Raw genomic sequence first — 11,716 nt, 5'->3', positions numbered from 1 at the left:
TCCCCCTCTCTAAAAATTGGTGAAATACTGACAGTAATGTCTGTCAGTATTTCACGTTAGGACTGTTAGTTACCTAGCTGTTCCTTCTGTCCCTGAGGGTATAGAAGCTTTCCATTTTTATCCCATTCATAACCAGCTTCCTGAAGGATTTGTTTTGCCTCTTCTACACCACCTGAAGGGTAATTAAGATTTGGATTCTTCCAAAATTCCAAGGATGGTGAAACAACAGAATCACTTGGCACAGCAAAGCCCTTCCATACAGCAGCTACCTGAATATCACGATTAATGACGGAAGCTACTGCTCTTCTAAACGCTTTGTCATCTAGCGGAGCTCTACGGTGGTTTGGAGCAAAGAATCTAAAGCCTAGGTCTACGGAAGAAATCATAGTGAGATCAGCAGAATCATTTACTCTTTGCTCAAGCACCTGACTATCACCGGTATAAGCGGCAAGGAAATTAATTTCACCTGTTTGTAGCATTCCTAATGATGCTTCCATGTTTGGAATAATACGCACGATCCAACGATCAATTTTTGGTGCATCATAATGATCTTTAACTGCTTCAAGTACAACCTCTTCTCCAAACTTCCAGTCCGCATATTTGAATGGACCAGATCCGATAGGGTTAGCTTCCTGATGGCTTTCAGCATTTTCAGGCTTGTCCTTTAAATCCTCAATGATCGGCTCCCAGATATGCTTAGGAACTAGATTAATCTTAGCTAAGCTAGCAGTTTCAAAGGCAGCCCATGGATAATCAATGAAGAAAGTTAACGTTCGCTCATCCTCAATTTCGATATCATAAATCATATCGACAAAAGGCTTGTACATAGGAACCTCTCCAGATAGTGGAACCTCAAACGAAAACTTCACATCCTCTGCAGTAACAGGTTGTCCATCATGCCACTGCATGCCCTCACGTAGGGTCACCTTAATCTCAGTATCTGTTACCCACTCAACAGATTCAGCTGCTGAAGGCGTGGGTAGACCTTGTTCATCAACTCTCATCAAACGATCCCAAATTAATTCCGTGACCCAAGAATCTACAGAACCGCTGATATATAGTGGGTTAATCGCTTGTACCGTATCATTACTGTTAAGAATCATATCTCTTTGCGTACCTGTAGGCTCAATATTGATATAAGTCCAATAGTTCTTAATACCAAGACCAGCCATTTCTACTAGTGAGCTTTCTTCAAATACTGAACTATTAAATACGTAGCTCAACATTGGGTTAACAGTGAAGAAATAAGCAACGTCTTCAGCTAAAATCTCTTGTGCGCGATGTACTAGCTGCTGTCTTTCATCCCGGTCAACCGTTACACGCTGTTCCACAGCTAAAGAATCATAGTCCTGGTTCACGTAACCTATAAAGTTATAACCATCCTCAACATTTTGAGAGTGAAAAAGGTTATAGATGAATTCATCTGGATCTAAACGCTCTGGTCTAGCTGCCATCTGCCATCCTGCAATGTCCCATTTGTCTCTTTCATACCAAACAACATCGGACAGCTTTTCCCATGGAGAAACGTTAAGATTCACCGTTAGTCCAAGCTCTTCCATGGCTGCTTTAATTAAGTTTGCTGTTTCAAACTCATCTGGAGATGACGCCTGTGGCCTAGTAAGGATTTCAATTGGACGAATGACTCTCTCCTCATCTACAATGTCTGAATTCTCAGCTGGATCCTCACTGCTACTATCATTTCCGCTGCTACAGGCAGCTAAAAGGACAAGCATTAAGATCAAAATAAGACCTGTTTTGAAAAACCTAAAATCCCTCATTACATGTACCTCCCCTTAAAATAAATGTTTGACCTTCAGATTGCTGACAATAAATCAAACTAATCTTTTTGATAACCTTGAATATTGCCAAAATTAATAGGTTTCAAAGTATAATAAGCAATTCATATGCCAACTTACACTTTTGATATAAAATGAACCACTATTTATTTAATCTTCAGACAACATCCTCGCTATATAACTGAATACATTAGGTTTGTGTATTATTTTATTATTTCTAAAAGCTCATTCATTTTTCAGCTACACGACAGCTCATATTGTAAAAACTGTCGTGTAGCTGCCTGCAACCTCACCTATTTCATAGCCTAGTTCAACCTACTACAACCTAAGAAATCCTATTTGACCCAAGTTTCTTTTAATACTCTTAGAATGTTTCCTCCCATTACCTTACTGATATCCTCACGACTGTACCCTTTTTTCACTAGATAACGGACAACATTAAGATACGCTTCCGCTGGATTCTCTAATCCTTTTACATATTCAACTTTCTCAAATTTAGGACCTTGATGTGATTTCCCAATGGAAAGCTGACCAGATAATAAGCTGTGAAGTCCCACATGGTCTCCAAACAATGTATCTAAACCAAAAGCAACATGGTCGATTCCCACAAGGTTAACGGTATATTCAAAGTGATCCATCACAGATTCAATAGAATGGCTTGAGTTTTGTTCAGTTAGAGTTGTGTGTGGTGCAGCTTCAATTCCGATGACCCCACCCTTTTCAGCACATGCTTTGAGAATATTGTCAGGCTTTAATCGTCTTGTATCCCAAATGGCTCTTGCTCCAGCGTGTGTAATAAAGATAGGCTTTGAGCTTTCGTTAATCACATCTAGTGAGGTTTGATCTCCACAATGGGAAACATCAATTGTAATTCCTAGCTTGTTCATTCTTTGGACAACCTGACGACCTAGCTGTGTGAGCCCAGAATCATTTTCTTCTCTAAGTCCAGCTCCTAGAGCATTGGCTTCAGAGTAAGCAATTCCCATACATCTAACTCCAAATCCATATAGGACATCCACACGATCTACTTCATTTTCAATCTGAGTTGCTGCCTCTAGAGAAGTAATGAAAGCAATCTTCCCTTCCCTTTTAGCTCGATACAGATCATCTATTGTCTCTGCTCGGATAACTAGATCCTGGTGGGCAAAATCACTATACCGCATCCCTAAATCAAAAATGATATCGTCCCATTTCCACCCATGATTTGACGTAATTAATGCTGTCCCATCCATGAAATTCTCAAATACGACGTCTAATCCAGAAATACTAAGTCCTTCATAGCCTGTAAAATCTCTTCCTTGACGTCTAAAGGCCATAAATTCATTAAGATCCTCTGGAGCAATAAAGGTATGCTCATGCAAAGAGATAATCATATCCTCTTCCAAAATACGTTGTACCTCTTCCTCCTGCTCAGCACTTACTGGATAAACAAAAGGCTCAACTCGGTCATACTCTCTCGAAAGTTTAAATTCTTTGTAATCCACTCCTGCTTCCAAGTATTGATAGGATTTATAGCCGTTATATTGTTTTTTCTTCATGGTAGAACCCTCCTGATTTATATTAGGATAATGTTGATTGGACTAATTGATTAGCTTGCTTTAACACTAAGCTCAGACGATTAGCTCCACGCTTCACATGGTTTTTTGTTACATAATAACGATGTGAATCCTCTTCTAGCTCGGCTAACTCTACTACTGGTGCTAGATCTGGCAAAGCTGGAATATCAAGAGCTGGATCATGATAGAACACTCCTTGACGTGAGTAATTCATTCGAATAAGTAAACGTGAAAGCTCTATCATACATTGATTAGCCTTTTGTACAGATGGATGGCTTAGGCTCTCTAAACGTAATGGCTCAATCTGCTTATAAAACTGCGTTAGTGAGTCTCGAAGCTCTGCAACCTCCTCTATTAGATCTGCTAAGGAATAATGAGCTCCAGCCTGCTGCTGATAAGTAGTTAAGCTTTGAAAGAACTCTTCTGCTGTTTTGACATAGTTAAATGGAAGAATAGGTTTATTTAAAGCCCTTATGATAGCAGTAAGATAGATCCTTATATCCTTGTGTAGTACCTCATAATCAGCTACATACATCAAATCATCCTCTGTATGCCATTCGATATTTCCTCCACAACCTCCAACGGCGTAATAATTGAGCTCATGAACATGATCATCTGGAATGGTTGAGGAAAGCATAAAAAATGATGTAATCCCTATATTGTTAAAGGAATAGTCTCCTGCTCTACCGGGTCGTGTTCCTTGAGAAGCTTGTCCAACTGCTGTGTGGATCGCCTCCTGACAAAACAGCTCAGCCTCACTCATCCACGTCATATGTTCATAGGAGGTTGCCCATCGACACCCTGGCGAATCACAATTAACCTGTGCTACGCAGTTTTCCATTAGGTCTAAGCCGAATTGATCGGCAAACCAGGTCGATCCTGCATATCTCCCTGTGGAATGACCGGGCCATATGGCAATCCGAATACTACGCTTTAATAAATGCCTATGCTTTTGAAAAATCCTTGCCATTTCCATTAGCGCTGCTATACCCGTACCATTATCTCCAATGCCCACATGCCATGAATCCAAATGACCATGTAGGAGGACATACTTTTCAGGCTCTTCCGTACCCTCTATAAAAATGTCAATAAGCGGGCAATCAAACCAGCCTTCATCTAAAACAGTCTGTAAGGAAAGCTGAACAGATTCATTCGTAGATAATTTCTTCAAGTGTTCACCATCTGGATGAGAAACAGCTAGTACAGGAAGTATAGGATCAAAGTGCATGCTATCAAGGTCTGGAGAACCCCAGATGGCTGAGCAGGTTCCTTCGTGGATATAATCTCCTGGACTAATGAAAATGACCCCTAATGCACCAGCATTGCCTAATTCCTTTACTTTTCCAGATACAGGGTAGCCATCCATAAGGACAATTTTTCCTTGAACATGATCTAGTGTTGTATGGGCTAATGGATCATACTTATCATCCAGATTAAGTTCTGCAGGAAGGTAAATCAGTTCTCCTTTGACCCAGTCTTCATTGGTAGAAAATGAAGCTGATGGTGTTTTTGCTTTGATTTCATATTCGGTGGGATGCAGTACTTTTAACCTTGCCTCCTTCGGTACACTTAAGTAGATATTCGATTTGTGCACTCGATACGAGATTTCCCATTGGTGCAATAGTGATTCCAAATAATTTGCGGCTATCAGTTCATCATCGCTACCAGATTCTCTTACTAAAGAACTAAATCTGTTCAGGATAGCCTCAGCCGTAGTCAAATCTATATCTTCTAGCAAAGCATTTTCGACCTCATGTTGTGTCTGACCCATGATTATTCACCTCCTCATTTGTTAAACAAGCGTTTAAAAATATAGCTTAAAAATAACGTTCATTATACTTACCTTTGTGTGTGACTAAGGATAACGGCAGCCTAGATTTTCTTTTCGTTTCCTGCAGTGGATAGCCAATAGGAAGTAAGCCAATAATCTTTACGTACTCAGGTATACGGAGTAGCTCCTTGACCTTCTTTTCATCGAAGCCACCGACCCAACAGCCTGCCAATCCGAGCGCAGTTGCTGCTAGAAGTATATTTTCAGCTGCAGCCGAAACATCAATGATGGACCAGCCCTTTCCATCCTGACCATAGCGCGCTTCCGTCCGTTTTTGGTTAGCACAAACAACGAAAATCACTCCTGCTTCACCAATCCAATGCTGGTGATTGCCTCCTTTTGAGAAATATCCAAAGTACGTACAGCCTACCAGCTCTTGCATTTGCTCATGCTCTTGAATCACTATAAATTCCCAAGGCTGCATGTTTCCGCTGGAAGGAGCGTATGTTCCTGCTGTTAACAGCTCTACAATTAAGCTTTCAGGTATGGCTTGCTTGGTAAAAGAGCGGACACTTGCTCTTTTATCTATCGCAGCTAAAATCGTAGAGTGTTGGCTTTCTTTTTTCACTGCCATCTCCCCCAATGAACAAAATCATTGATCTGTAGCCTCTCAGGAATCTCTAGTTCAGCCTGAGTATATCCAGCTGTAAGAATAGCGAGGGGTTCTACGTACCAAGGTAATTCAAGACTTTCGTTAAGCCGAAGTGGATCAAATTCTCGGACAACAGATGTGGCTAGGTCGTGTGTGTCTGCTATGAGCCGAAAATTCTGTATCGCTGAAAAAATATCCTCGGCAGCAAATCGGTCGCCTTTCTCACCAATTCTTGTCTGAGACCTACGCTTCTCCATCAACACAATCGCTACAAAAGGAGCTTTACTGATCCAGCCTTGGGCTCCATAGCTTTTCTCAGTTAGAAAAGGATCAAGGGTTGCCTGTACAATTTTCTCAAGCTGGGCTTCTTCCCTAGGAATAAAAAGCTCCCAAGGCTGACAGTTTGCTGATGATGGTCCTAGTGAAAAGCTATAAAGCAGTCCTTCAACCACATCTTCTGCTATAGATCGATTTTCATATTCTCTAACATTTACGACTCGATTCATCCCTTCTAGGAACAGTTGAGTAGTATCTTTCTTCATTGTCCACCCCCACTTCCGTATTAAAAAACAATCTCATTATTTAGATATGCAAATCCTATGCCAATTTAAAAATTTATGAAAATACGGCTTATTCAAAAATTTTACGTGGCTATAAAGACTGAATCTTGAGCTATACGAAAAAAATAGGTTTTCTTAGGAGACCTAAGAAAACCTATTTCATATCATTCACTTATCCTATTAGTTCTAAGTGCTCACTTCACCACTATTCTCTAAATTGTGCAATAGCTCTATACCACTATCTGTTATTTTGCTACCTTTTCCTTTGTTTCCGCTGTAGATCAAGTCTAGATCCTTAAGTACCTCCATTCTCTTACGCACTTGTTGCTCTGAGAGATGGACATGATTTTTTGCTGCGTAGGCCACTATTTTACCCCTTCCAATCGTCTTACTTTGCTGTTTAGCTTCAAATAAGCATTTTAGGATTTGGTAGTAGTCACTAAGTTCTCCCTCCAACTTCAGTTTTTCTATAAGGTCTGAACTAATAGGAGTTGTACTTGTTCTCGTTTCTTTAAATTGTTCAGGAAGGTCGCTGACTGTAATTCTATCTCCATCCATGACGATTGTCATATATTGAATCACGCTAAGTAACTCACGGATGTTTCCCGGCCAATGATAATCCAGCAAGAGCTGCATGACATCATCATCTATGGAAGGAATAACGGCTGAATAATCCTTAATAAAAGAATGAATTAAAAGAGGAATGTCCTCCTTCCTCTCACGGAGTGGTGGAATACGTAACGGTAGTACAAATAGCCGATAATATAAATCTTCTCTAAATTTTCCCTCTTGAACAAGCTGTTTAAGATCTCTATTGGTAGCAGCAATAACACGTACATTAACAGGGATGATTCTTCTCCCGCCCACTCTCATGACTTGCATTTCCTGAAGAACTCTTAGTAAAAGGATCTGTAGGTTTAAAGAAGCATCTCCGATCTCATCTAAAAAAATGGTGCCATTATGAGCAAGCTCAAATAATCCCTGTTTGCCTCCTTTAGTTGCCCCTGTAAACGTCCCCTCTTCATATCCAAAAAGCTCGCTTTCAGCTAACGACTCTGGAAGGCCAGCAAAATTTACGGGTACAAAAGGTCCATTTTTCCGGTTAGACAAATGATGAATAGAATGAGCAAACAGCTCCTTTCCTGTTCCGTTTTCACCTAATATAAGGACTGAACGATCTGTCTTACCTATCTTCTCCATGACTCTAATTGTGTCTTTGATCTTAGGGCTGTTCCCGAAAATATCGCTAATTGTATATCTAGAGGAAAATCCCTTTCTTTGAATCTGCTTGCGTATGTCTTGCTCCAGATGTAGTATCCTTGTCACATCCTGAAATGCAGTGACATCTCCTATCTTTGTATCCTCCTTCATAATGGTCATTTTATTGACGACAAGCTTTTTATCGTGAACATTAACTAGCTTGTTTTCATGGTAAGGCTCATTATCGCTAAACTGTAAATCAAGCTTTGGAAAAAGTTTATTAATTTTAGCTCCGATAATATCCTCTTCTTTCATGGAAAGTCCAAGGATCCGATTAGCAGCATTATTCATTTTTATAATGTTCTTTCGATCATCTGTAGCAATGATTCCATCATGTACAGTATTGAGGATGGCGTCTAGCTCTTGATTAAGTAGATTGACATGACTTAAAGAATCGAAAAGCTCTCGGGATAAATCAATAATCTCCTTAATATACTTAGCCGAATAGAAGTGTGTATCCTGCATATCAATACCAAGAAGTGTCCCTAGCTCTACTAATGTGGAGATATCTAATGGTCTAATACCAATATTGATAACATTCTCTATATCTTTTGGGACATTGTCGATGGCCTGAGGTGTGATAGCAACAGCTGTTTTTTTATAGTCTTTTTTACCTGGATAATAGGAGTGATAAGTGAGATCAAGTCCTAGGTTGTTTAAGTATTCAATCGTATCATAGGTGGATTCCTTCGCGTTATTCACGATTAAGCATTCCGTTTTCTTTGGGAGGACAACTAATTGTTCAATGCTATTAAGATTAATGGCACGACGACCCACAATGACTTTGTCAGAAGGATAGTTACCTCCTGCCATTAATTCCTTCGATGAAAACAAAATGAGTTTAACATCCTCCATATTATACTTGTCCCGCTTATGAATAATGCTAATACGATCTCCGTAGAAGTTAGTAATTTGCTTGTGGAATGCAGTAAATGTACGATCATCCTGTGTGATTAATAGTAAAATCGGTCTAGACATTCTATCACTCCTGCGAAGTTTTACTTGTATGTTAAGAATGTAAATGAGATTTTTTAAACCATTATACGAGCCTAGTTCACATTAAGCAACTTTTTTTCGAAAAAATTAGACATATTAAGACAATGTTTGACATGATTGTAGAAGCCACAAAACAAGAAAGATTCAAGACTATAAGCCTTGAATCTTTACTACCCAATATTACATTCATCATCACAATAAAGGAGATAAGAGCCTGGCGAAGGATTCCTTAAACTTAGAAGTCCAGGGTCTTTCCTTATAGGCAGCAAATGTCAAATTTTCACTATCATCTAAATCATTCATAAAGATATCATGTAAACGCCTAGCTGTCTCTGAATCATAAAGGAGCGCATTCACCTCAAAGTTGATTTTAAAGCTGCGGATATCAATATTTGCTGTACCAACTGAAGCAACTTTTCCATCAACAACAATTGTTTTAGCGTGTAGAAAGCCTTTTTTATATAAATAACAGTTTGCCCCAACAGATAAAAGCTCCTCGAGATAAGATATGGAAGCCCAATAGACAAATTTATGGTCTGGTTTACTAGGGAGCATGACCTTGACCACAATTCCAGAAAGAGCAGCCATCTTCAAGGCATCCATTAGACTTTCATCAGGAATAAAATATGGGGTTTGGATAAAGACGGTTTCTTTTGCCGAATTAATCATTTTAATGTAGGCGTTTTTAATGTTTTCATACTGACTGTCTGGACCACTTGATACGATTTGCATCCCCACATTTCCTGAAAATTCTTTATGTACTGGAAGATAGGTAAGCTCATGAACAATCGTATTCTTTGAGGCTAAATTCCAATCTAAGATAAACTGTACCTGCATTTGCAAAACAGAGCTACCTCGAAGCTTCAAATGCGTATCTCTCCAAGCTCCGCGAGACTTTACTAAACCCAGGTATTCATTTCCAACATTAAAGCCACCTATGTAACCGACCCGACTATCTATAATGACCATTTTACGATGGTTCCTATAATTAATGCGAAAATTTATATAAGGTAAACGTGAAGGAAAAAAAGCTGATACATGTCCACCAGCATCTAATAGGTGCTTAAAAAATCGTTTGGGAAGCTTTCGACTACCTAAATGATCATATAAAAACCGTACCTCTACTCCCTCTTTAGCTTTTTTAGCTAAGAGCTGCACGAGTCTTCTTCCAAGATCATCGTCTTTAATAATAAAGTAAACAATATGAATGTGTTTCTTCGCCTTTTGTATATCCTGAAAAAGAGCAGTAAACTTTGCGTTACCGTCAGTGAAAATATCCACTGTATTATTTTGTGTAAACAGTGAATATCCGCTGATTAAGTTCATGTATATCATGTCCTGATAGTGATTCATTGATGGATCATTATAATGTAGTTGGCTGAGTGTTTCCTTCTGAGTCTGGATTAGTGAATCAACCACTTTTTTCTGATCCTCTGTTATTTTATAGATTTTCCTCCTTCTTAGATTCTGTCCAAAAATTAAATACAGAACAAAACCAATACCAGGAAGAAAAAATAATACCATAATCCATGCCCAGGTTACCCCTACATTGCGTCGTTCGAGAAATATAACGGTCAGCGCTAGAAGAATGTTTAGAATGGATATGATGGAATAAAAGCTATTGAAAATGCTCATATGACCAACACCTCGAAACAGTCTATTTATAATAAATAAAGGGCTTACAAGTAGTATAACAGAAAAATGTGGAAGCGATTGTCTATTATCTGTTATTGAATTAATTTTTATTACAGCTTATGATCTCTTATTTTCCTTCCATAATCCAAGTAAGTTAAATGTCGAAGAATAATCTTGAGGCTTAGAGCAAATAATCTTATTGTTAATGTATTTTCAGAGGAGGAATAAAGTATTGTGTTGCATGAAAATAAAACGATTGATCTCTTATCAGTAGCTTCTATTCCTCTTGTGATGACCTTAGGGAATTCCATGTTAATTCCAGTTCTACCTTTAATCGAAAAGAAGCTTTCCATTTCAGCCTTCCAATCAAGTCTAATGATAACCGTTTATTCTATTGCAGCTATTATACTAATACCCATTGCTGGCTTTCTTTCTGATCGTGTAGGCAGAAAAACCATTATTATTCCAAGCTTAATTATTTCCGGACTAGGCGGATTGATTTCTGGCTGGGCCGCATGGAAAATGAGTAACCCTTATTGGATGATATTGGTCGGTAGGCTATTACAGGGGGTGGGTGCAGCTGGAGCATTCCCTATTGTCCTACCATTAGTTGGTGATATGTTTACCCATAAAAAGCAAATCAGTAATGGATTAGGGATTGTTGAAACATCAAATACACTAGGAAAAGTACTTAGCCCTATACTTGGAGCCTATCTTGCTACTATCGTTTGGTTTCTCCCCTTCTTTTCTTTCCCTGTTTTTTGTTTAATAAGCATACTTTTAATTTGGTTCCTTGTTCAAACACCTAAAAAAAAGGATGAACCACAGAAGCTTTCACTTTTTTTTAGTATGATTAGGAAAACGTTTCACAAAGATGGAAGATGGATTTTAGCTATTTTTTTTGTTGGTGGACTGTGTATGTTCATATTGTTTGGTATTCTTTTCTATCTTTCTTCTTTACTCGAGGATAAATACGGCATTACTGGAATTCGTAAAGGTCTTATCTTGGCCATTCCCTTAGCTGCTTTGTGTATTTCTTCCTATATCGCAGGCAAGGTGATTGGTGAAGATATGAGTCGGATGAAATGGCTTACTTTTTGGGGGATATTAATCATTGCTGCCTCTTCCTTTATCGTTAGCTTTACTGAAAGTTTAATTTTTTTGATTGCCGTCATTTTTACCAGTGGATTAGGGATAGGTGGAGCATTGCCAAGTTTGGATTCGCTAATAACCAGTGGGTTTGAAAAAAGTGAACGCGGAACGATCAGCTCGATTTACAGTAGTATGCGGTTTGTTGGTGTGGCACTCGGACCACCTGTATTTGCTATTTTTAAGGATCAGTCTCATAAAGTTTTGTTTTTTAGTGTAGCAGGTATTTCTCTCCTTACAGCGATCATTGCTCTAGTTTTCATCAAACCACCTAAAAAAGACAAAGGCTTATCCTACTGGAGAGGCGAATAAAAACTGAATAATTTTGTAAATGGTCAAAA

8 protein-coding genes are annotated in these 11,716 nt (G+C 38.8%); 1 reads left to right on the top strand and 7 read right to left on the bottom strand.

The window, feature by feature from the left end:
• Window positions 1-65: 65 nt before the first annotated feature.
• The 7 genes from J2S11_RS08945 to cls form a co-directional block, all read right to left on the bottom strand.
• Window positions 66-1,778 carry an ABC transporter substrate-binding protein gene (locus J2S11_RS08945; protein WP_307393686.1) on the bottom strand — a complete coding sequence of 571 codons (1,713 nt, stop codon included), beginning with the start codon at window positions 1,776-1,778 and terminating at the stop codon, window positions 66-68.
• Window positions 1,779-2,131: 353 nt separating this feature from the next.
• Window positions 2,132-3,334: a dipeptidase gene (locus J2S11_RS08940; RefSeq protein WP_307393684.1), complete on the bottom strand. Its 1,203-nt coding sequence runs from the start codon at window positions 3,332-3,334 to the stop codon at window positions 2,132-2,134.
• A 22-nt stretch (window positions 3,335-3,356) separates the two neighbouring features.
• Entirely contained in the window at window positions 3,357-5,123 is a 1,767-nt protein-coding gene (locus tag J2S11_RS08935) for a M28 family peptidase (RefSeq protein WP_307393681.1), read from the bottom strand.
• Window positions 5,124-5,169: 46 nt separating this feature from the next.
• On the bottom strand, window positions 5,170-5,751 hold the full coding sequence (locus tag J2S11_RS08930; protein ID WP_307393678.1) for a nitroreductase family protein: 582 nt from the start codon (window positions 5,749-5,751) through the stop codon (window positions 5,170-5,172).
• Window positions 5,748-6,317: a nitroreductase family protein gene (locus J2S11_RS08925; protein ID WP_307393675.1), complete on the bottom strand. Its 570-nt coding sequence runs from the start codon at window positions 6,315-6,317 to the stop codon at window positions 5,748-5,750. Before J2S11_RS08925 ends, J2S11_RS08930 begins: the two co-directional genes overlap by 4 nt.
• A gap of 204 nt (window positions 6,318-6,521) precedes the next feature.
• Complete coding sequence (locus J2S11_RS08920) at window positions 6,522-8,573, bottom strand: sigma-54 interaction domain-containing protein (RefSeq protein WP_307393672.1); 2,052 nt, start codon at window positions 8,571-8,573, stop codon at window positions 6,522-6,524.
• A gap of 210 nt (window positions 8,574-8,783) precedes the next feature.
• The gene (cls, locus tag J2S11_RS08915; RefSeq protein WP_307393669.1) at window positions 8,784-10,226 is read right to left on the bottom strand and encodes a cardiolipin synthase; all 1,443 of its coding nucleotides are present in this window, start codon (window positions 10,224-10,226) and stop codon (window positions 8,784-8,786) included.
• A gap of 234 nt (window positions 10,227-10,460) precedes the next feature.
• Here cls and J2S11_RS08910 point away from each other — a divergent pair, with 234 nt between their 5' ends.
• Complete coding sequence (locus J2S11_RS08910) at window positions 10,461-11,687, top strand: bacillibactin exporter BcbE (protein ID WP_307393667.1); 1,227 nt, start codon at window positions 10,461-10,463, stop codon at window positions 11,685-11,687.
• The last annotated feature ends 29 nt before the right edge of the window (window positions 11,688-11,716 follow it).

The sequence above is a fragment of the Bacillus horti genome (genome assembly GCF_030813115.1).
Lineage (GTDB): Bacteria > Bacillota > Bacilli > Caldalkalibacillales > JCM-10596 > Bacillus_CH > Bacillus_CH horti.
The sequence above is the reverse complement of the archived record's forward strand: the minus strand, read 5'-3'. Positions and strand labels throughout refer to the sequence as shown.

Bases quoted from the DNA above. Each gene is read 5' to 3' on its own strand.
- J2S11_RS08945 (WP_307393686.1), bottom strand. From the start codon at position 1,778: ATGAGGGATTTTAGGTTTTTCAAAACAGGTCTTATTTTGATCTTAATG.
- J2S11_RS08940 (WP_307393684.1), bottom strand. From the start codon at position 3,334: ATGAAGAAAAAACAATATAACGGCTATAAATCCTATCAATACTTGGAA.
- J2S11_RS08935 (WP_307393681.1), bottom strand. From the start codon at position 5,123: ATGGGTCAGACACAACATGAGGTCGAAAATGCTTTGCTAGAAGATATA.
- J2S11_RS08925 (WP_307393675.1), bottom strand. From the start codon at position 6,317: ATGAAGAAAGATACTACTCAACTGTTCCTAGAAGGGATGAATCGAGTC.
- J2S11_RS08920 (WP_307393672.1), bottom strand. From the start codon at position 8,573: ATGTCTAGACCGATTTTACTATTAATCACACAGGATGATCGTACATTT.
- cls (WP_307393669.1), bottom strand. From the start codon at position 10,226: ATGAGCATTTTCAATAGCTTTTATTCCATCATATCCATTCTAAACATT.